The organism is Paenibacillus marinisediminis (assembly GCF_054343325.1).
Map to the genome: position 1 here is coordinate 759,233 of NZ_JBTGUH010000002.1, position 21,170 is coordinate 780,402.

At 48.0% G+C, this 21,170-nt stretch carries 19 protein-coding genes; 4 read left to right on the forward strand and 15 right to left on the reverse strand.

The genetic code is table 11. The annotated features are described in order from the left end of the window. Positions 1–29: 29 nt before the first annotated feature. The gene (locus ACXX53_RS09280; protein WP_458568340.1) at positions 30–1,496 is read right to left on the reverse strand and encodes a CAP domain-containing protein; all 1,467 of its coding nucleotides are present in this window, start codon (positions 1,494–1,496) and stop codon (positions 30–32) included. Between the two features lie 171 nt (positions 1,497–1,667). On the opposite strand from ACXX53_RS09280, the gene ACXX53_RS09285 reads away from it, so the two are divergent. Continuing rightward, positions 1,668–2,360 (forward strand): SOS response-associated peptidase, encoded by a 693-nt coding sequence (locus ACXX53_RS09285; protein ID WP_458568341.1) that lies wholly within the window; start codon positions 1,668–1,670, stop codon positions 2,358–2,360. 959 nt (positions 2,361–3,319) lie between these two features. Here the strand turns inward: ACXX53_RS09285 and ACXX53_RS09290 are convergent. Beyond that, the gene (locus ACXX53_RS09290; protein WP_458568342.1) at positions 3,320–3,496 is read right to left on the reverse strand and encodes a hypothetical protein; all 177 of its coding nucleotides are present in this window, start codon (positions 3,494–3,496) and stop codon (positions 3,320–3,322) included. Positions 3,497–3,655: 159 nt separating this feature from the next. Here ACXX53_RS09290 and ACXX53_RS09295 point away from each other — a divergent pair, with 159 nt between their 5' ends. Together ACXX53_RS09295 and ACXX53_RS09300 are read left to right on the forward strand one after the other, a co-directional pair. Continuing rightward, positions 3,656–4,909: an MFS transporter gene (locus ACXX53_RS09295; protein ID WP_458568343.1), complete on the forward strand. Its 1,254-nt coding sequence runs from the start codon at positions 3,656–3,658 to the stop codon at positions 4,907–4,909. Between the two features lie 57 nt (positions 4,910–4,966). Beyond that, positions 4,967–5,599, forward strand: a complete 633-nt coding sequence (locus ACXX53_RS09300) for a PadR family transcriptional regulator (protein ID WP_458568344.1) — start codon at positions 4,967–4,969, stop codon at positions 5,597–5,599. 90 nt (positions 5,600–5,689) lie between these two features. Here ACXX53_RS09300 and ACXX53_RS09305 read toward each other — a convergent pair whose 3' ends face one another. The 5 genes from ACXX53_RS09305 to ACXX53_RS09325 form a co-directional block, all read right to left on the reverse strand. Then, the gene (locus tag ACXX53_RS09305) at positions 5,690–5,977 is read right to left on the reverse strand and encodes a stage VI sporulation protein F (protein ID WP_458568345.1); all 288 of its coding nucleotides are present in this window, start codon (positions 5,975–5,977) and stop codon (positions 5,690–5,692) included. 187 nt (positions 5,978–6,164) lie between these two features. Next, positions 6,165–8,213 carry an ATP-dependent DNA helicase RecG gene (recG, locus tag ACXX53_RS09310; protein ID WP_458568346.1) on the reverse strand — a complete coding sequence of 683 codons (2,049 nt, stop codon included), beginning with the start codon at positions 8,211–8,213 and terminating at the stop codon, positions 6,165–6,167. A 4-nt stretch (positions 8,214–8,217) separates the two neighbouring features. Then, positions 8,218–9,105 carry a DegV family protein gene (locus ACXX53_RS09315; protein ID WP_458568347.1) on the reverse strand — a complete coding sequence of 296 codons (888 nt, stop codon included), beginning with the start codon at positions 9,103–9,105 and terminating at the stop codon, positions 8,218–8,220. A gap of 37 nt (positions 9,106–9,142) precedes the next feature. Next, complete coding sequence (locus ACXX53_RS09320; RefSeq protein WP_458568386.1) at positions 9,143–10,876, reverse strand: DAK2 domain-containing protein; 1,734 nt, start codon at positions 10,874–10,876, stop codon at positions 9,143–9,145. A 54-nt stretch (positions 10,877–10,930) separates the two neighbouring features. Continuing rightward, complete coding sequence (locus ACXX53_RS09325; RefSeq protein WP_458568348.1) at positions 10,931–11,290, reverse strand: Asp23/Gls24 family envelope stress response protein; 360 nt, start codon at positions 11,288–11,290, stop codon at positions 10,931–10,933. 191 nt (positions 11,291–11,481) lie between these two features. Between ACXX53_RS09325 and rpmB the strand changes: the two genes are divergently transcribed. Further along, complete coding sequence (gene rpmB, locus ACXX53_RS09330) at positions 11,482–11,670, forward strand: 50S ribosomal protein L28 (protein ID WP_028545071.1); 189 nt, start codon at positions 11,482–11,484, stop codon at positions 11,668–11,670. Between the two features lie 145 nt (positions 11,671–11,815). On the opposite strand, the gene tdc is transcribed toward rpmB, so the two are convergent. The 8 genes from tdc to pknB all read right to left on the reverse strand — a co-directional run. Then, positions 11,816–13,708 (reverse strand): tyrosine decarboxylase, encoded by a 1,893-nt coding sequence (gene tdc, locus ACXX53_RS09335; protein WP_458568349.1) that lies wholly within the window; start codon positions 13,706–13,708, stop codon positions 11,816–11,818. Positions 13,709–13,736: 28 nt separating this feature from the next. Beyond that, entirely contained in the window at positions 13,737–15,146 is a 1,410-nt protein-coding gene (gene tyrP / locus ACXX53_RS09340) for a tyrosine-tyramine antiporter (protein WP_458568350.1), read from the reverse strand. A 145-nt stretch (positions 15,147–15,291) separates the two neighbouring features. Next, the gene (gene tyrS, locus ACXX53_RS09345) at positions 15,292–16,551 is read right to left on the reverse strand and encodes a tyrosine--tRNA ligase (RefSeq protein WP_458568351.1); all 1,260 of its coding nucleotides are present in this window, start codon (positions 16,549–16,551) and stop codon (positions 15,292–15,294) included. A gap of 233 nt (positions 16,552–16,784) precedes the next feature. Beyond that, entirely contained in the window at positions 16,785–16,865 is an 81-nt protein-coding gene (gene spoVM, locus ACXX53_RS09350) for a stage V sporulation protein SpoVM (RefSeq protein WP_085492771.1), read from the reverse strand. Between the two features lie 266 nt (positions 16,866–17,131). Beyond that, the gene (locus ACXX53_RS09355) at positions 17,132–17,392 is read right to left on the reverse strand and encodes a hypothetical protein (protein WP_458568352.1); all 261 of its coding nucleotides are present in this window, start codon (positions 17,390–17,392) and stop codon (positions 17,132–17,134) included. A 55-nt stretch (positions 17,393–17,447) separates the two neighbouring features. Then, positions 17,448–18,110, reverse strand: coding sequence for a ribulose-phosphate 3-epimerase (gene rpe / locus ACXX53_RS09360; protein ID WP_458568353.1), 663 nt, complete (start codon positions 18,108–18,110; stop codon positions 17,448–17,450). A gap of 1 nt (position 18,111) precedes the next feature. Next, positions 18,112–19,029 carry a ribosome small subunit-dependent GTPase A gene (gene rsgA / locus ACXX53_RS09365; RefSeq protein ID WP_458568354.1) on the reverse strand — a complete coding sequence of 306 codons (918 nt, stop codon included), beginning with the start codon at positions 19,027–19,029 and terminating at the stop codon, positions 18,112–18,114. Positions 19,030–19,066: 37 nt separating this feature from the next. After that, positions 19,067–21,170, reverse strand: a 2,104-nt coding sequence (gene pknB, locus ACXX53_RS09370) for a Stk1 family PASTA domain-containing Ser/Thr kinase (protein ID WP_458568355.1), incomplete at its 5' end; no start/stop codon positions are given.

Below are 21,170 nucleotides of genomic sequence, written 5' to 3' on the forward strand. Positions count from 1 at the left end.
TATCTCTTTTCATGTTCATTCACTGCGGGTCAGCGCGGAGTGAAGAAGTTCTGGGTATAATAAATATCGTAATCACTAGTTGTAGCGCCTCGAGCGATACCTACCCCGAGCGTTGTCGCACCGGAATGAAGGATGTTCTTGCGATGACCAAGAGAGTTGACCCAGCTGTAATGCGCGTAGATCGCATTGGACTGTCCTGCTGCGATATTTTCTCCCCATAAGCGATATGCACCTGCGCCGTTAGCCTTTAGCCGATCTATCGGAGTTTTACCGTCTGGATTCGTATGATCAAAATAATTGCGTTTACTCATATCGGCGCTGTGCTGCCGCGCAGCCTTAGCTGCAGTTTCATTCCAAGTGAAAGGGGCTAATCCCTCTCGTACGCGAAATGCATTCGCCAGATCGAAGATTTGCTGTTCATAAGCTTGAAGCAGTTCGGCAGAAGACTGACGGTGATCTACATAAGCGTCACGGTATTGATCTTCCGATTCGACCAGCAGACCATCAGCGCGGCCGCCGCCAATGGCGTCCAAGAATACAACGATATGGAGTTTGTCCTTTTTGAATTCCTTCATTTGGTCTGTAGATGTGTACGGCTTGCCCCAGAGCTTGTCCGCTTCAGTCTCTAAGCCAGTCAAACCCGCCTTGGAGCCAACTGACCAGCCGCTGCCGTTGGAAAACATCGATGCAACGACCCCGTCCACAATTCCAATCTGGGTGTACTTCGAATAATCGCGATTGTATATATACCAGACCATCTGATGTTCGGACATATCCTTACGTACTGGCTCACCTAACTTATTAACGACCTTCTCTACCGGATCGCCGATCTTGATGCCATGCAGACTAATGCTAGCCTTATTGTCTTCGCTCGGAATAACATCCGGCAATGAGCTGGATAGCGTAGGCAGAACCTGTTTCATTCGATAGAGAAAAGTTTGAGCCTCAGCCCGAGATAACTTATCATTAGGAGCAAAGCTGTCCACTCCGTCTAAATCCTTGCCTTGCGCGATACCAAGATCCATTATGTATTTAATTGCTTCATCTTTAGGGAGCCTCTTGCCAGCTACAGCAGCCAATGACTCCGCTACGTACCCGCGAGTGATCTGAAGATCCGCTCGTCCATCATACGGTAAGCCCATCTGGACTGCCTGCGCATAATAAACCGTATACCAAGGCTCGCCTGGCTTGCTGTCCGGAATAACAATTTCCGGATACGCACGGTATACCATAGCCAACCATTCCGCTTCGGTTACATGCTGTGATGGGCGGAACGTCCCGTCCGGATAGCCTCCTGAGATTCCATTGTCTTTCGACCACATGATGGTGCTGTAAGCCCAATGCGATGTCGGTACATCTGTAAAGTCACCCTGCTTCGCTTCTACTGGCGAGTTAAACGCAAGCATAACTGTGCTCGCAATAAGCAGCAAACAGAGCGAACGCAGCGATCGCAGAGTGAGCCATGAGGTTGAATGCTTCTGTATAATCGTAATCACCCTGACTTTCCTCATATTTCCGTGCAATTATAGTATATAAAGTGTATTTTAGAGAAACAAGATGAATAAAGATTCAATCGACATGATGCGACATCTAGACCTTTTGCCTTAGAAAGGCCTGCATAGACTCATATATCGACCTAACATCGAACTAGAAAGGATGAATGCTGTATGTGCGGACGCTATACTCTGACCGTAACGTGGGAGGAATTGCTCATATACTTAGAGCTTGAAGAAGCAGGCATCCCTTTCCATCAGCCAAGATACAATGTCGCACCCGGACAAATGGTTCCCGCGATGATTCACGATGGAGATAAACGGCGCCTCGGCCCGCTAAAATGGGGTCTCATTCCCTCCTGGGCAGAGGATGAGAAGATAGGCTGGCGCACGATCAATGCCCGGGCGGAGACACTTGCGGACAAGCCCGCCTTCAAGCGTTCCTTTGCGCGCAAGCGCTGCCTCATACCGGCGGACAGCTTCTATGAGTGGAAGAAGCTGCCGGACGGCGGCAAGCAGCCGATGCGCATCATCCCAGCGCAGGCGAAGCTGTTCACCTTCGCCGGCTTGTATGACACGTGGACGAGCCCCGATGGGGAGCGCGTCAGTACGTGTACGATCGTGACCACGACGCCGAATCGCGTCATGGAGCCGATCCATGACCGCATGCCGGTCATACTGGGCGAAGCGGAAGCAGCGCTGTGGCTGGACCGCAGCGTCACAGACACCTCGCGGCTTCAGCCGCTGCTCCAGCCATGCCCAGCGGATTGGCTCGACCTGTACCCCGTCGGCGCACAGGTCGGCAACGTCAAGAACGACTCGCCCGCCTGTATCGAGGCGATCGCAGCCCCGCCAACGCTCTTCTGAACGCCGTTGGCGAGTCTACACACCGCCCCGGCCGCGCCATATGCCGCACCTAACAACGTTCGGCCATTATCCCCTCGAATCAGGAAATAAGAGGCTTGTCCCTGACGTAGAATGATCTACGTTCGGAGGAAGCCTCTTTTTACTGAAAGGGTGACTCGAGCGTATGATTCGAACATAGCAAGATAGGCTTCGCTTATGCGATAACTTGCTTTTTCCCCGTTACAGCTGACATAACCCCTCTGCTGCCGCGCGATTACTGGTAAATTACCCGTTACAAGTTCTCTTGGTGGATCGAACCGAACTCCCCTTATGCGATAACCTGCTTTTTCACCGTTACAGCTGTCATAACCCCTCTGTTGCAGCACGATTACTGGTAAATTACCTGTTACGGAATCACTCAGGTGAACTCGGTAGCCCACCCTTTCCTCGCAATAGCGTGCGTGGCCCGCAGCTGATGTTAACAACGAAGCCCCAGCACTATGTACATACTTTGAGGCGGATAATCCTTTCAACTGTCATTTCACCATTATCCCATCAACTCAGTACATCGAGTTTCTGAGTTGATGGGATAATGCCCAAATGTCGCTATAGAAAGACTTCCATAGGTCAAAATAACTAACAATTCTTCTTCGCGTTTAGTTGATACCCACCAACTCCGCATCCCAAGCTCCCTGAGCCTATGGGATAGTACCCAAACGGCACTGAAGAGAGTATTGTATGTGACTGGACTACTGGCGGTTCTTCTTCACGCTTAGTTGATACCCACCAACTCCGCATCCCGAGCTCCCTGAGCCTATGGGATAGTTCCCAAACGGCACTGAAGAGAGTATTGTATGTGACTGGACTACTTGAAATTCTTCTTCGCGTTTAGTTAATACCCACCAACTCCGTATCCCGAGCTCCTGAGCCTATGGGATAGTACCCAAACGGCACTGAGGAGAGGCTTGTATATGACAGAACTACTGGCGGTTCTTCTTCACGCTTAGTTGATACCCACCAACTCCCGTATCCCGAGCTCCTGAGCCTATGGGATAGTACCCGAATGAGGCTGCAAAGAGATTTGTATGAAACAAGACTGCATCCGACTCATCATTGATCTTAACTGCAGCATCAGCTACCACTAATATTTCACTCATATTCATAGCTGACCATAACAATGCAGCCTTGTACGTTTATATATATTAGTTCAAAAACATTTACTAACATAATAATTTATGTATAATGACTTATATATAATATTTTATACATTCCAGTAATGTTACTTCCTCAAACCATTTCATAAAAGGAGCATAACTATGATACTGATCCACAATCGTGCTTTTCGGCATCTGTTTATCGGACGAATCTTAAGCGTATTTGCTGACTCAATTCTGTTCTTCGCGCTGCTAAAGTGGATCGAGCTGAACTCTGCTCACAGCGAATCCTTTACCCTATTCTATGCCGCGTACTATCTTCCGATAGCCATGCTAGCCCTTCCGATCGGCGCCTGGATTAGCAACAAGACGTTACAAAGAGTCATGTCGCACTCGAACACAATTCGCTCAATCGTGCTGGTCGCCTTTGTATGCGTAATGCCATACATACCATATCAATGGACTTACGTTATTCTCATCATTGAGAGTGTGATCGGACTTTTCTTTATCCCGGCTAATCAATCCTTGCTGCCTCATATAGTGCAGGACCGTCAGCGCCCAACAGCCAACAGTCTGCTGCAGCTAGGCTTTACCGTAGTAAAGATCCTAGGGCAAACCTTTACTGCCTTGATGATCAAGCTTTCGTTCACCCCCACCTCGCTGTTGCTCGTCTCCGTCGGATTGTTGATATTCTCGCTCGTATTTATCAATAGGATTAAGCCTTTAGTAAAAAATGAATCTGCACAGCATAGCAGCCAATGGTCGTTAATGAAAGAAGGAGTCCGATACATAATAAAGCATCCTCAGCTCAAGTCACTATTCTCTTTTTTGGCTGTCGCGATGTTTGTCGCTACTTCAATCGATCTGCTGCTTATCGCATTTCTAACTGAGGTATTGTCCGAAGGTGTAGAGAATTTAGGTTTTATTGGCGCAGCCTCAATGCTAGGTATGATGCTGGGAGCATTATTAGTTCCCAGATGGTATAACCGAATCGAGCGAAAATGGCTTATTATCCCGCCCCTGTTCGCCTTATGCTTGAGCCTAGGAAGCCTGTGCTTCATAACGAATTGGGTGATGATCCCGCCTCTATTTTTTATACAAGGAATCGCGCTCGGTTGCTTTAATGTAACGTTTGTCTCTTATTTGCAGGAGGCTGTTGCAAGTGAGCAATATACCAGAACCTTCAGCATCTATCACATGATCATGAGTTCGGCAGCATTGCCAGGGATATTGATCGTCAGCGCATTACTGAGTAACATGGGAGTTATAACAACAATTGCTATAATAGCTGTCATTCTGTTGATCATCGGGATATTGGGAATGTATCTGATACCTGGCCTAGGGAAAGCGGAGACTCAGAAAACCGCTGAAGCACAATCACAAGCACAGACACAGGCTCAGGCTCAGGCAACTTAAAATGAACACCTGCAGCACACGTACCAATAGATTGCATATAGAAAGGACGATTAGAGCATGTCACTGCGATATGGAATATTAGGCTTTCTGAGTAAATGGGAAGCAACCGGTTATGATCTTAAAAAGGAATTCGATGATTTTATGGGAATCTTCTGGCACTCCCATCTCTCACAGATCTATCCTGAGCTAAACAAGCTGGAACAGGAACAGCTCATTAGCAGCAGGCTCGTTACTCAGTCAGGCAAGCCTGATAAGAAGATCTATACCATCACAGAAGCGGGATTAGAGGAGCTCATGAAGTGGCTCATTACACCTCCAGAAGCCCCTAAGATTAAGGATTCCTTTCTGATGCAAACTGTTTTTATGGATAATGTACCGATTGACGAAGTGATCTTTCAGATCAAGACATATCAGAAGGAACGCGAGCTGCGCTTGATGCATATTAATCACATTCTTCAAGATAGATGGCAGAGCCTCAAGGAACGCGATGTTGCAAGCTCCAGAATACTGATGGGTTCAGTCGTGTTAAAAAGGGGAATAGATCAGGAGATACAGTACATCCGCTGGTGCGAGGAGACGATTCAATTCATTGAATCCTGTTCTTCACTATGGGATAAGGACGCGCGGTTATCCGAGGTGGAGGATGCTTTCTTAGCTTACTTTGGAGATGTCGCACTAGACTATAAATAATAAAAATTTAGTAAGACGCATGACTGCGCGTTTGGTTGTATTTTGTTGGAAGGTGCTGCGAATCTGCATAGAAAAAAAGCATGCCCCGCATCAGCGGAACATGCCCCACAATTTAATCAAGTGAAACGTATTGTTCGGATCTATCTTCTGTGCTATTACGAATTTCACGATCTGATCCTCTTGTGTTTCGGTGAGCGTCTCATTCAAGGTTAACGCAGCTTTACGAACTAGTCGGCGCACGACCGCACGATCCTGCAGATCCTGCTTCGTTACACCTTCCAACAGCTTCTTCACGCGATCCTTCATCAGCGGGTTCTTCATCTTCGTCTTCACACGTTCGACGAACTGTGAGCTGATCCCGTATTTGGTATAGCTCATGTTATGACACCTCCGGTACATCGTGCCGGAACGCAGGCTAATGCCCGGATACTCGGCTTTGATCGGCCTCCGTTATACACTTAAGCCGGTCGTTGTGAACTAAACGCCCAACGACTTTACCATTGTATGCACCAGCGCTTGTCCGGTATCCAAAAGTTCTGGGTCATATCCCATGAAATGCAGCAGCTTAATCGAGCAGCTCCCCTTGGAACAGCTTCTCCTTATCAATCGCGTCGCGCAGCAGTGCATATTCCGTCGATGTCCAGAACGCCTCCGAGCGGATCAGTTCGGCAGCGTCATCGCGAGCCTGCTCCAGCACCGCAAAGTCGCTCGACATATCCGCGAGCTTGAAGTCCGGCATGCCGCTCTGCTTCGTGCCGAAGAAGTCGCCAGGACCGCGCAGCTCCAGATCACGCTGCGACAGCTCGAAGCCGTCCTCCGTCTCGGTCATGATGCGCATGCGCTCCTGACCGACCTCTGACTTCGGATCGGCAATGAGCACGCAGTGCGACTGATGCTGACCGCGTCCTACGCGGCCGCGCAGCTGATGAAGCTGCGACAGGCCGAAGCGCTCAGCATCCATAATGATCATTAGCGTCGCATTCGGCACATCTACTCCGACCTCGATAACGGTCGTTGACACGAGCACATGCGTATCGCCGACGTTAAAGCCCTGCATGACGCTGTCCTTCTCGGCAGCTGTCATTCGACCGTGCAGCAATCCGATACGCAGATTCGGCATCGCCTGCTGCATCTGTACATGCACATCGATCGCATTCTGCACGTCAAGCTTGTCCGACTCTTCAATTAGCGGACAGATTATATAGGCCTGGCGCCCTTCCTCCACCTCGCGTTGAATGAAATTCACGATGCGCGGGAGCATGTCGTGCTTCACCCAATACGTCTTGATCGGCTTACGGCCTGCAGGGCGCTCGCGCAGCGAGGACACGTCCATATCGCCAAAGGCTGTAATCGCAAGCGTACGTGGAATCGGGGTAGCTGTCAGCAGCAGCACATCCGGATTCCAGCCTTTGCGGCGCAGCACGCTGCGCTGATTCACGCCAAAGCGATGCTGCTCATCCGTAACGACCAAGCCCAGTTGACGAAAGATAACGTCATCCTGAATCAGCGCATGCGTCCCTACCAGCACATGAAGCATACCCATCTGCAGTGCGCCTAGTATGTCGCGGCGTTTACGCTCTGTCACGCTGCCGGTCAACAGCGCCACCTCGATTCCATGCGGCTCGAACAGCTTCGACAGCGAGCGCATATGCTGCTCGGCCAGTATCTCGGTTGGCACCATCAGCGCGCCTTGATAGCCAGCTCTAACCGCTGCATACAGTGCAATCGCCGCTACCACCGTCTTGCCGGAGCCGACATCGCCCTGCAGCAGCCGGTTCATATTGAATGGTGAGCGCATGTCATGCAAAATATCCGTCACCGTCTGCTTCTGTCCGTCCGTCAGCTCAAACGGCAGCGAGCGCACAAACTCGCGCACCGTCGCATTGCTGACTTGATGCACGATGCCGTCCGCCCGTTCCCTCGTTAAGGCTCTGAACGCCTGCAGCTTCATCTGGAACAGGAACAGCTCCTCGTACACCATACGCCTTCTCGCTTGCTTGCCCTCCTGCGTATCCGAGGGCTGATGAAGCACGCGAATCGCCTGCTTGCGCGGCATGAGGCGGTAACGCTTCACAAGCTCCTGCGGCAGCAGTTCAGGGATCATCTCCCCGAACTGAACGAGCGCCTGCGCGATCGTTTTGCGCATCCACGCCTGTGTCATCTTGCCACCGATCGAATAGACCGGCTGCAGCGTATCCTTGCGCAGCGCGCCGCGATCCGGGAATTCAGATGACGCCACCGTAATCTGCAGGCGCCGCTGATCCCATTTGCCTGTCAATACGATATCGCGATTATTCGTCAATTGTTCTTTCATATACGGTCGATTGAACCAGCTAGCCGTCACCAGCCAGCTCTCAATCATAACTCGGCAAGATACTTTTGATTTTTTACCAAAACGCTGCAGCACCGGCTCGCTTACGATCTTGCCTTCAACCGTAATCTTCTCGCCGTCCTTCACCTCGCTGAGCGCGCGCACATGGTAATCTTCATAACGATACGGGAAATATAGCAGCAGATCTTCAACAGTAGAAATGCCAAAGGCGTGAAGCTCTTGCTGTTTTACAGCGCTCACGCCTTTAATCATAGTAACTGGTATTTGGGAATAGTCTAACATAAGATCAATGCTTTCCGTTCTGACCTAGCTCTGAAGTCTCAATTGCCGGCCACATAAATGCGGCAGACACACCCAGACCGACATGAGTACCTATGACTGCTCCGACCTGAATATATTGGACATCTTTGATATCAAAGGCCTGTTGAACCGCTGCTACTAGATCTTCTGTTGCTGCTTTATCATTCGTATATCCTACGGCGAAGTGAACCGGGTTGTCTCCGTGCTTCTGCTTCATCATCTCAACAATGCGCGCAATAGCCTTCTTAGAGCCGCGCACCTTGTCTAATGCATGAACTCCGCCTTCCGCATCAACAGACAGAATCGGCTTGATGTTCAGTAAAGAGCCGAACACCGCGGCCGCTTTCCCGATGCGGCCGCCCTTCTGCAGATATTCTAGCGAATCCACTAAGAAGAATAGCTGACGACCGCTCGAGATTCGATCGATCATCTCCATGATCTGCTCCTTCGAGCAGCCTTCCTGTGCCATCTTCGCAGCTTGCACCACAATCATACCGATACCATAGGAAGCTGAACGAGAATCGATGACCGTAATATCAGCATCTTCTTCCATCATATTCTTCGCCAGCACAGCGGACTGGTAAGTTCCGCTCAATGCTGCTGATAGATGTATCGAAATGACGGAACTATCTTGTTCATCAATTAAGCGTCTATATACGTTAAGAAATTCAACTGGTGAAGGTTGAGACGTTGTCGGCAACTTTGAGGACTGGACTAATTTTTCGAAAAATTGATCCGGCTCAATCGTTACAGCATCTTGGTACATCTCATTACCGAAGTGAACTTTTAGAGGCACCATCTCGATACCTAATTGTTGACGCACTTCAAGAGGTATATCAGCTGTGCTGTCCGTTACGATTCGAACATTTGCCATAACGTGCCTCCCCATTAAAATTACTTTCTTAAAGATATCATTCTACAGATAAAATATAAGAATAAATCGGCTGTCCGCCTTCATGAACCTCTACTTCAGCATCTGGATGATGCTCTTCCAGCCATTCAACGAGCAGTTCGGTTTCTTCCGGCTTCGCGCTGTCACCAGTCAGAATCGTAATGATCTCGCCGCCGTCTTCCAGCATCTTACCTAGAAGCTGCTCGCAAGTTTCAGTAAGATTCTCGGTCGTAGCCACGATCTTGCCCGCGAAGATTCCAATAAAGTTACCCGCTTTAATCTCTAGATCGTCAAATGTCGTATCACGAACCGCATACGTAACTTGTCCTGACTTCACATGCGCGATAGCTTCCTGCATAGCGGATACATTACTATCCACAGACTCGTCATCCTGGAACGCGAATGCAGCAGCGATACCTTGTGGAATCGTCTTCGTCTCAAGCACAGTGACACTGCGTTCTACGATCTCAGCAGCTTGTTTCGCAGCCATAATGATATTCGAGTTGTTTGGCAGAATAAAGATGTGCTCTGCCGAAATGGACTCGATAGCTTGAACGAAATCTTGAGTGCTCGGGTTCATCGTCTGTCCGCCGGACAATACGACATCCACACCTAAGCTCTTATAAATATCCATAATACCTTGACCCATCGCAACCGCGATAAAGCCGAAAGGCGCGATCTCGTCTGCAGGAACTGCTGCTACCGGTTCTGCAGCCGCACGGCTTGCCGGCATATCTGCGAATACATCAGGCATTGCGGATTCGCCCTGCTCGTCGTATTCACCATGCTCTCCATGAAGGAGCTCACGGTGCTGTTCACGCATATTCAAGATATGAATCTTAATCAGTTCGCCATATTGCATAGCGAGATCCAGCACTTCACCTGGCTTGCGAGAATGGACATGCACTTTAATAATCTCGTCATCCGCAATTACGATGATAGAATCACCGTTCTGTGCAAGCGCTTTTCGGAACGTATCTTCATGGAAGGCACGAACTCCGCCCCGTGTACGATCAATGAAAAATTCCATATCATATAAAAATTCAATATCTTCTGTATTCAGCTTGGCTTGCGCGCTGTGCGATTCATGACGGACAGGTGCAGGACGAGTCACAGCTGCAGGTGCAGGAGATGTGCTCGGAACTACTACCTCAGCTACAGCGCCTTCAATTGCGCCAGTGTCCATATAGTGCAGGAATCCTTCATAAATATATACCAACCCTTGACCGCCAGAGTCTACAACCCCAACCTGTTTCAATACAGGCAGCAGATCAGGAGTCTTGGCAAGCGCCGATTTGGCTTTTGTCAGTACCTCCAGCATAAGCTCACGGACATCTGGAGTGCGGCGTGCGATATGTACCGCATGCTTAGCAGCTTCCTTCGCAACGGTCAAGATCGTGCCTTCAACAGGTTTAACAACTGCTTTATAAGCGGTGTCCACGCCCGTCTGCAAAGCATGCGCAAACTGAGTGGAGTTCACCTCATCAAGACCAGCAACACCGCGGCTAAATCCACGGAATAATTGAGATAGGATAACGCCGGAGTTACCCCGCGCCCCCATGAGGAGTCCTTTAGACAATACCTCTGCTGTCTTGGAAATGGATGACGATGGCTTGGATTTCATCTCCGCTACACCAGCCGTCATCGTTAAATTCATGTTCGTGCCTGTGTCACCATCTGGTACTGGGAACACATTCAAGGAGTTGACGAGTTCAGCATGACGATTCAATGAGTCAGCTCCGCTCAACACCATATTGGCAAACTGTGCTCCATTAAGAGAACGAATGTTCAACGAATATTCTCCTTCCTAGCTTAATACACGTACGTCTTGGACAAAAATGTTCACTTGTTCCACATTCAATCCAACCACTTCATTCAACACGTATTTTACTTTCACTTGAATGTTGTGTGCTACTTCTGAAATTTTGGTACCGTAGCTTACGACAATGTAGAGATCTATATGCAGCGCATCTTGCTCACGGCGCACTACAACTCCGCGCGACAAATTTTCTTGTCCGAGCAATTCAGCAATCCCGTCCTTTAATTGCTTACGCGAAGCCATGCCAACAAGACCGTAAACATCCATCGCGGCCGAACCGGCAATAACTGCCACAACCCCTTCAGATATGTTAACCTTACCTAATTCCAATCCAAGTTCGATGGCCATGGTTCGTTCACTCCTTTTTTTTGAGTATTATGGACTAATCACCATTGTACTATAAGAGAATTAATAAATAAACAATGTAAATAAACAAAGTTGCTGTTTCAGTTGACGAGCCATTTTAGGCTATGGTATCATATTTAAGTATTTGATTGAATGTATGTAATTGTTGCTTTAAGGATAAGGAGGTGTTAGGCATGGCTCGCAAATGTTATATCACGGGGAAGAAACCTGGCTCTGGTAACTTTAGATCACACGCGAACAACAAAACTCGCCGCTCTTGGGGCGTAAACGTTCAAAAAGTTCGCATTTTGGTCGATGGCAAACCGAAACGCGTATACGTGAGCACGCGCGCATTGAAAGCAGGTAAAGTAACTCGCGTCTAACCTCATGTACAATATACAAAGAAGGGCTATCCAAGAGTAGAATTTTCTATTTGACGGATCAGCCTTTTTTTATGTCTATACATATCAAAAAAAACACAGCAGCTCGAGTGAAACACTATAGCTGCTGTGTTCTTTGTATATGCTTTTACTGCTGATTATCCATTTCATTTTCGTATATAGCTTCAAGCTTCTCCTGAATCGCCTCTTCGATCTTGGCCGCATACTCCTGAAATACCTCTTTGTCATGAGCATATGGAGTTAAAGCGCAAGCCCGCAGAACAGTAACTTTGGTTTCCTTATCCCACTCTTCACGGCTGAATCCCAAGCTTTGGACGAATGGAAACGGGCTGTTGCCGTAGTCATCGATAGCAAAGTCAGTATGTGATGTAATAAATTTGTTGCTGTATAGTCCACCTTTAACATAGGAGGCGTAATTGAAGAAATCGTGGTTCAATTTATTCATTTTAGCCAGATCTGTATTGCCTTCCTCATTGAAGACATAGTCAACCATATTGAAATCCGGCTTTGTAAGCGGATGGATTTTAATGGTTTTGTCCTTAACCTTAAACTCCTTATTCTCTAGGAAATGGTAGAATCGGTATGCAGCTTCAATGCTCGCTCCGATTAATTTGCCATAACCCTTAATGTTTAAAGGCAGCACTTTATGAGCCGTCCATACAGCCGCTGCGGTTGCACCCGCTTTTGAGCCTTCGAGAATATAGGCACCCAGCAAGGCCGGAATATTAGCCCCTTTTTCAAATACATAAGTTGCAAAATACGAAATAGAATCGCGCATTCTAGTATCTTTAATAATAATCGCGCCTGCCGAATAAGGAATATATCCCATTTTATGCGGATCGATTGTAATGGACTCAACTTGACTCATCGCTTTGAAGGCGTTGTAAACCTCTTCGGTAAGCCAATCATTTTTCTCCGTGAATATGTTATGCTTCTCGAAAGCTTCAGGAATCTTTTTATAATCGATGAACTCATCGTTCTCATCCAAGAAGATAGCCCGTGCATAACCGCCGTAAGCAGCATCCACATGAATGTAGAAGTAAATCCCCTCTCCTTTTAGCTTTTCGCGAAGCTCGACAATTCTGTCAATGTAGTCGATCTGGCCTTCCTCTGTTGTTCCAACTACGCCAACCACACCCAGCACCGGAATTTGTTCCGCAGCCAACGAACGAATCTTCGCTTCCAAGCTGCCAATATCCATTCGATAATGCTCATCTACATCAATAGGCTCCGTGCAATCCAGCCCGATTCCGATAATATCAGCGGCCTTCAACCAAGAATAATGCTTCGTCTGCGGAATAATCCACTTGCCAAGCTTCTCCAAATGTTTGCCGCTGCGCGCAGAATGAGCCTTTATCTCATCTAATTGATCAGGAATTTGATCCATGATATCTAGAATCTCTTCTACTGACATATTCAGCAATTGCCATTCCGATTTTCCTTCGACATGCTGAGGAGCTACCTCTTTGATCGCAAGTGGAAGTGACTTCATATTTCTTGCATACCACAGACCTTCCAAGTTTGCGATAGAACCGTCCGCACAAATATGTCCCCAAGAAAGATCCTTTCTATAGCTCATAAGACGAGCCAATTCATGACCGACTTCCTCTTCCATCTTTGAAGTTGCCGGCGAGGATTCATAAGCGACATTATTGCCATTCCACAGCATAGCAGCAGTGTAAGCTATAATGGCAGGCATCAGTGTTTCTGAGTTCATATGTCCCCAGAAACGACCTGCTGTATGCCAAGGGAGAGATTCCGTCCGCAGCTTGGAAGACAATTCATTGAATACACTGCGAACATGATCCGCTGTTTCATTAAAGCTATCGGAGCTTTTATCTTGCGGTGTGATGACGGGCAAGTCTTGGGGCTGATAATTTTGACGCCAACCCACATGCTCGTCCACTACTTTAAGTAGCAATTCTTTAAATAAATCAACGTTTTCACCTTTATCTCCCAGAAATAATGCTTTCAGATTAATATCAGGCACGTTATAATTCGTTTCTTTTCCCTGTTCCATTACTATATTCCTCCCAACCTAATTTCGATTATTCGCTTTTTTTCCACTCTGGTTTTTTAAATCTGTTTATAATTAGAGCGATACCAATCATTACCACCGTAGCCCCTACTTGGAAAGTAATGTACAGTGTATACTGGCTTGGCTGCAGAATGGATGGTGGAATCATACTGACCCCAATCGTGATTGCAACGCTTATCATCGTTAATATCGAGACAAACCACATCAAGCCATTTCCTTTGCTGCCCAATCTAAACGGTCTTTCGATGTCTGGCATCTTGTAGCGCAGAGCGATCGCCGAGATCGCAATCAAAGCATATACGACGCAGTAAAGAATAGTTGTCGTGATGGTAATGATCAAAAATGCGCTGTTTACGTCCGGTACAACTATGTACAAGAACGAAACCAAAGAGATAACAATAGCTTGTACGTAAACAAAAGTGATCGGAATATTTTTATCGTTTCTCTTTTGAAAAAATTTAGGCAGACTCCCTTCTTCCGCTACCTTGATCATGGATTTACTCGGTCCAAGCACCCACGCGCTTAACTGCACGAGTACTCCGATGAGAATCATGGCCGAGATGATATTTACGATAATTAAGGGAAGACCTAAATCCTGACAAAAAATTAAGAAGGGTTGTGTAATATTAGAGAGCTCAAGTTCTCCCATCTTAACACCGTTCGCAACCGTTAGACCCGCAACAAGATTGAATATGACCAGCAATATAACCGATGCAATAACTGCAATAGGATAATTGCGTTTTGGTTCTTCAATATTATTGGCGTGAACGGACGAAATCTCTACACCTGCAAATATGAAGATAATACCTGATAAGTAGGTCAAACTACCCAAATCGGTAAAATCCGGCAGCAGTTTAGAGGGTGTGTAATTTCCAAGATAGCTGTCTGGTTGAATGCCATGTTTGAAAAAGTAAACCAGACCAAGCACGACAAGAAGCGCAAACGGAATATATACTCCAATAACTGATCCCCAGTTACCCGCGATCTTAACCATATCGAATTTTAAGTTAAGTATGGTCACGCCCCAATACGAAATCAGTATGAGCGCAAAGATGAAATAATTGTTTGAGGATAGTTCCGGCTTGTTAATAACATATCCCAGCAATACGCCTACTGTAGAAGACACCATAACCATACCGAAGAACATTTGCACCCATAGCAGCCACGAGGTTACAAATCCCCATTTTTCTCCAAGAGCATTTTTCACCCATACTTGCGGCCCGCCTTCTTCTGGAAATCCTGTTGAAAGCTCAGCAGACATTAGTGCGATCGGCAGAGCAAATAATATTGCAGCTACAAGCATATAGAATATTTGCGTCCAACCTGTTATTGCGAGAGTCGGAACACTGCGGACAGTACCAAAGAACGCCATTGTAATTCCGATTAACCCGAAAAGTGTCAATTTTTTTGTAGTGGTCATCGCGCTTTCTCCTATTCAAGTGAAAATGTAACATACCTAATGTGCCTCACATAGAAGTTATTTATTCTGCTAAGACCACAAAAAAATCCGCATCGCCTCCATAAAGGAAGTGAGCGGACAGTTCACAAGCAAATTCCGAATACAATTAATCTATTTTAACTAAGCTATAGTTCTTCTTCCCCTTACGAACAATAATAAATCTTCCATCAAATGCGTATTCCATCGTGATTTCCGCATCTACATCGTTTAACAATTCGCCATTTATAGATATGGCTCCATTCACAATGTCTTCTCGCGCTTGCCGCTTAGAAGGCTCAATCCCTAATTCAACCAGCCATTCCACTACATTTTTCGGTTCTTTTGTAGCGTTGAAGGTCGGCATCTCTTTAAATCCCTGTTCGATTTCATCCGCAGTCAATGATTTGATATCACCGCTAAATAGAGCAGCTGTTATTCGTTTCGCCTGCTCTAGCGATTCATCATCATGCACAAACCTAGTCATTTCTTCGGCAAGGACTATTTGCGCCTCGCGTTTATGGGGCTCTGTCTGCACTTTAACTTCCAAGCTGTCAATCTCATCTTTGCTCAAAAATGTGAAAAACTTCAAAAATCGGATGACATCGCGATCATCTGTATTCGTCCAGAACTGATAAAATTCATATGGCGTCGTTTTGTTTGGATCCAACCAGATGGCTCCGCCTGCTGTTTTACCAAATTTCGTGCCATCTGATTTCAGCATTAATGGAATCGTCAAACCATATACGCTCGCATTCGGCCCTTCCTTCTTACGAATCAAATCCAGACCGCTCGTAATATTCCCCCATTGATCCGCGCCGCCAATTTGCAATTGAACAGCTTCTTCTTTATATAAATAATGAAAATCCAAGGATTGAAGAATCTGATACGAGAATTCTGTAAACGAGATACCGCTGTCCAGTCGGCTCGCCACTATATCTTTGCCCAGCATAGTGTTCACGCTAAAGTGTTTGCCATAGTCGCGCAAGAAATCGAGAACCGTCATGTCATGCGTCCAATCATAGTTGTTTACCATTTTGATTTCATTGCTGCCGCCTGAGACAAACAATTTCTTGATTTGATTGGTTAACGCATCCACATTTGCTTGTACCTGTTCCAAGGTTTGCAATTGCCGTTCAGTAGTGCGACCGCTTGGATCCCCTATCGTTCCGGTTGCGCCGCCGATTAAGATGACGGGACGATGACCGAACATTTGAAACCGCTTCATCATCATAAATGGAATTAAGTGTCCAATGTGCATGCTGTCGCCTGTTGGATCAACTCCACAGTATAAGGATATTTTCTTCTCACTAACTAATCGGCGTAATCCTTCCGCATCGGTCTGTTGGTTTATGGCATCGCGCCATTCCAGTTCATCAATGATGTTCATGCTGCTGCAACTCCATTCGACAGATACTTAAATATTGGAATAGTATGACCGTTGCTCCAGTGAATTATAAGGAGAAAGAAATTTTGAGGAGGCGCAGACAGTTATGGTCATGCCGAAGCCCTTGTACAAACCATGCACAAGGGCTTTTAGAACCACATATATGCTTCGCAAGCGGAAGGAACCGTGTCGGATGGATAAAATACGGATTTAGCTCGTGGTTGGCGTGTCAGGCGTCAATTCTTATTAAAGGTGTTCAAGATCGCCTTCACGAATCCTCCCAGAAATTTCGGCAGCTTAAACGTATAAAATTTCATCTTCCACCCTCCTCGTCGTTCTCGTCTATGCCCGAGCTATTCGCGATGTGCTTGCTCCTCACAAAGAGTCCCCTCCTCACAGGAATCCTCCTAGCGTGACGACCTTCACACAAAAAATGGCCACATGAGACCGCGCTCATGTAACCATCTTATGCCGCCGCCTAGGGCGGTATGCGTGTTCAACTTTGAAAATGGGCGCCGCATCTCCCGCTTATAAAGTCAAGGATTGCATCCCGTCGCCAACAGTCATCGAGCTTAGGAAAAGGCTAGCTTGGCTGAGGCATATTCGTCATATAGATAACAGCTGTTGCCAAGAAGACAAACAGCAGCGCGTAAAGGAAAGACAGCACGACAAACGCAATGCGAATCCCTTTCGTATCGTACTTTTTAAAGAAGTAGAAAGCTACTCCCAGAGCCCCCATAGAAAATATAAACTTGACGGGCCCTGCCAACAAGGTATATATGCCGAGCAGCGTCCCCGCGGAAAAGCTCATGAACCCCGTAAATAAGGCTTTTTGCCATGTCACCCTGCATTCTCTCCTCCCAAAGAAGTCTCTAATCTATGTTGTATGGCCGATCATACTACTTGCCCGACGCCGCTTCCCTGATCTCCGATATCGCCTTAGAGCGGTCCTGAGCGCCAAAAACAGCGCTTCCGGCTACAAGAACATTAGCTCCTGCCGCTGCAATCGCATGAGCAGTCTGCGGCGTTATACCGCCATCCACCTCGATGAAGAGGTCATGGCATCCGCGTGCATAAGCGAGCTCGCGCAGACGGCGTACCTTGTCCACCGAATTTGCGATAAAGCTTTGTCCACCGAAGCCAGGATTGACGGTCATTATAAGCACTAGATCCAGATCAGGCAGCACTTCCTCAATAATTGACAGAGGCGTATGAGGGTTTAGCGCTACTCCAGCCTTTGCACCGCATTCCTTGATCTGATAGATGACACGGTGAAGATGAGGACACGCCTCGGCATGAACCGTTATAATGTCAGCACCCGCACGTGCGAAATCCTCAATATACTTCTCTGGCTCAACGATCATCAAGTGCACGTCCAGCGTCAGCTTCGTGTGTGGACGCACAGCCGAGACAGCGAGAGGCCCAAACGTCAGGTTCGGCACAAATCGGCCGTCCATCGCGTCTATATGGATCCAATCGGCGCCACCGCGTTCCACATCTGCAACTTCTTCACCAAGGCGCGCAAAATCAGCAGATAATATTGATGGTGCTATACGTATCATGTCAGTACCTCCGCTTCTTGTCTTTCATCTCTTCCAGGAAGAGCGTGTAATGACGGTAGCGTGATTCCGCGATATCGCCAGATTCCAGCGCTTCCTTCACACGACAGCCCGGCTCATGAATATGCGCGCAGCCTCTAAACTTGCATTGTCCCGACAGCTCGCGAAACTCGCGGAAGCAGTCGCTAAGCTGCTCGACTCCAAGCTCGAGAAAGTCCAGCTGGCTGAAGCCTGGTGTATCCGCGATATAGCCGCCGTTCGGGAGCGCAAGCAGCTCGACATGCCGTGTCGTATGCTTGCCTCGCCCGAGACGATGACTAATGGCATTCGTCTCGAGCCCCGATCCGGGAAGCATCGCGTTAAGCAATGAGGACTTGCCTACACCGGATTGACCGGCAAACACGCTGATATCGTGCGAGAGTCTATCCTGCAATTGTTCATAGCCTGTGCCCGCTTTCGCGCTTGTTACAATGACCTCATAACCGATTCCGCGATACACCTCGATCTGTCGCTCAAGCTCAGCTATAAGCTTACCAGCTTGATCGCCGTGCAGACGTTCTGCGATGTCCCATTTCGTTAAGACAATAACAGCGTCCAGCCCCGCGTGCTCGATATGTACGAGGAATTTGTCCAGCAATTGAGTATTGAAGTCCGGCTCCAGTACGGAAAATGCCAGCAGTGCCAAGCCCACGTTCGCAATAGGCGGCCGAATGAGCTCAGATGATCGTGGAGCTACCTCTTCAACCGTTCCTTCGCCGTTATCCGTCATGGAATACACGACGCGGTCCCCTACCAGCGGGGACACGCCTTTCTTCTTAAATACGCCGCGAGCGCGGCACTGAACAGCATCCTCCATCTTCTGCCCATCCGGCTGCACATAATAATAGCCGCTCAATGCTTTAACAATTATCCCATGCGGCATGCAGTTACCTCCAAGGACTGATGTCTACTAATTAAGTTCATCCTTCTCCTCCTCCTTGGGCTCCATCCCCTTCACCTTCTGCCGGAGTGCCAGGATCTGTTCCTCCACCATCTTGATTGCCTGGATCTGGTTCCGTCACAGGATCAGTAGTGGCAGGGTTGATTTCTGGAATAGGAACTGTCCCTTGCTTCGCATCGCTGTACCTAATCGGGTACGCGTCGAAGAATTCGCCGTTACGGTATACCGATACCACAGCATCCTTATCTGGAGCCAAGACCAGATTTACAGCGAATACTTTAGCCGTCGTAATCTTCTGCTTACCACCATCCTGTTTATCGCCGCGCGCATCGGAAAACTCGATGCGAATCTCCGTTTCTTTGCCTTCTTCTTTCGGAGCGACAGGCAAATTAAACGTGTATTTCAACGCTTCCGGAGGATAACCGGAGCTTACATATATCAACACTTCCGAGCCCTTCGTCACCGGATCATTCGGCTCATACGGCTTCTGGTCGATAACCACACCTTCAGGGCGGTAGCTCGGTTCTCGAATAATGCCGTCCTTCTTCAGCTTCAATCCGTTCTTCTCAAGTTCCGCGAGCGCTTCAGCTTCCGTTTTATCGACTAGATTCGGCATGTTGAAAGGTTCAGGACCTTTGCTAACCATCAGCTTGACCGTATCGGTCTTAGGGTCAAACTTCGCATCTGCAGCTGGTATTGAGTCAACTACCATATCTGGCGCTGCCTCGTCATCGTATACGGGATCAGAGTTGATTCGCGAGCGCTCCACGCCGAGCTCCAACAGCTTGGCAACCGCTTCATCATAAGACAAGCCTTTAAGATCGAGCATGGCCTTCTTCGGTTCACCTTCGCTCACGTACAGCTTAATGCTGGAACCTTCCTTAACCATGGAACCCGGCGCTTTGATTTGATTGAAGACGACACCTTTCTCAAAGCCTTCTTTTGGCTCGCGGATGATTGGCAATTCAATTTCCAACTTCCACTTCGCCAGTTCCGCTATCGCCTGCTGCTCGGTCATGTTTATAAGGTTAGGAACCTTGACCTCTTTCACATCCAACAAGGCTTTCACATAAAAGACAACACCAATCAGAATTCCTAAAAGTACAAGCGTCGCTGTTATCCAGATTGTAGGCTTGACCCACTTCTTCTGTGGATCGTCCGACTTATGCGGAGGCTGAGCGCCTCCGCCGCCTGTCGATCGTTCGCGCGGATTGCGCGCTGACGCGCCGCTGGCTGCATAAGCAGTGCCAGCCCCGCCAGATCTGCTGACTGGCATGCGAGACTCCTCCTCTTCCATCCTGATCGCAGGCATGACGCGCGTTTCCTGATCATCGTCGAAGGAAGCGGCGTGCGCAAACGATATCTTCGGCTCATGAAGCCGATTAGGCTGCAGGCAAGTTTCCAGGTCGTCCAACATTTCCTTAGCTGACTGGTAGCGTTCAGCTGGATTCTTGCGCATTGACTTGAGTATGACATTCTCCACACTTTGCGGAATGAGCGGGTTCACCAGACGAGGTTCCTCAAACGGCTCCTGCAAATGCTTCAAAGCCACGCTGATCGGGCTTTCTCCCAAGAATGGCAGCTTGCCCGTCACCATCTGGTACAGCACGATACCAAGCGAGTACAAGTCAGACTTCTCGCCAGTAGAAACGCCTTTCGCGTGCTCAGGTGAAAAATAGTGTACAGAACCGAGTACTGAGCCCGTCTGTGTAATGGTTGAGGACGTGACAGCGCGCGCGATACCGAAATCGGTCACCTTCACACGTCCGTTGTTGCCTATCAATATGTTGTGGGGCTTAATGTCCCGATGAATAATATGATGTTGATGAGCGTGATCGAGCGCATCACAGATCTGAATCGCTATGCGTACCGATTCATCGGCTTGCAACGGCGCCCGTTCCTTAATGATCTCATTCAAGTTGCGCCCTTCGATATATTCCATCACGATAAAATGAATATCATCTTCCCGCCCGACATCATAAATGCTGACGACATTCGGATGCGACAAGGATGCAGCAGACTGCGCTTCTCGACCAAAACGCCGAATGAATTCTTCATCGTGCACGAATTGCTGACGCAGCACCTTCACCGCTACGTATCGATTCAGAAGACGATCGAGCGCC

Coding starts and splice junctions, on each gene's coding strand:
- ACXX53_RS09285 (WP_458568341.1), top strand. CDS start 1,668: ATGTGCGGACGCTATACTCTGACCGTAACGTGGGAGGAATTGCTCATA.
- ACXX53_RS09290 (WP_458568342.1), bottom strand. CDS start 3,496: ATGAGTGAAATATTAGTGGTAGCTGATGCTGCAGTTAAGATCAATGAT.
- ACXX53_RS09295 (WP_458568343.1), top strand. CDS start 3,656: ATGATACTGATCCACAATCGTGCTTTTCGGCATCTGTTTATCGGACGA.
- ACXX53_RS09300 (WP_458568344.1), top strand. CDS start 4,967: ATGTCACTGCGATATGGAATATTAGGCTTTCTGAGTAAATGGGAAGCA.
- ACXX53_RS09305 (WP_458568345.1), bottom strand. CDS start 5,977: ATGAGCTATACCAAATACGGGATCAGCTCACAGTTCGTCGAACGTGTG.
- recG (WP_458568346.1), bottom strand. CDS start 8,213: ATGTTAGACTATTCCCAAATACCAGTTACTATGATTAAAGGCGTGAGC.
- ACXX53_RS09315 (WP_458568347.1), bottom strand. CDS start 9,105: ATGGCAAATGTTCGAATCGTAACGGACAGCACAGCTGATATACCTCTT.
- ACXX53_RS09320 (WP_458568386.1), bottom strand. CDS start 10,876: ATGGTGTTGAGCGGAGCTGACTCATTGAATCGTCATGCTGAACTCGTC.
- ACXX53_RS09325 (WP_458568348.1), bottom strand. CDS start 11,290: ATGGCCATCGAACTTGGATTGGAATTAGGTAAGGTTAACATATCTGAA.
- rpmB (WP_028545071.1), top strand. CDS start 11,482: ATGGCTCGCAAATGTTATATCACGGGGAAGAAACCTGGCTCTGGTAAC.
- tdc (WP_458568349.1), bottom strand. CDS start 13,708: ATGGAACAGGGAAAAGAAACGAATTATAACGTGCCTGATATTAATCTG.
- tyrP (WP_458568350.1), bottom strand. CDS start 15,146: ATGACCACTACAAAAAAATTGACACTTTTCGGGTTAATCGGAATTACA.
- tyrS (WP_458568351.1), bottom strand. CDS start 16,551: ATGAACATCATTGATGAACTGGAATGGCGCGATGCCATAAACCAACAG.
- spoVM (WP_085492771.1), bottom strand. CDS start 16,865: ATGAAATTTTATACGTTTAAGCTGCCGAAATTTCTGGGAGGATTCGTG.
- rpe (WP_458568353.1), bottom strand. CDS start 18,110: ATGATACGTATAGCACCATCAATATTATCTGCTGATTTTGCGCGCCTT.
- rsgA (WP_458568354.1), bottom strand. CDS start 19,029: ATGCCGCATGGGATAATTGTTAAAGCATTGAGCGGCTATTATTATGTG.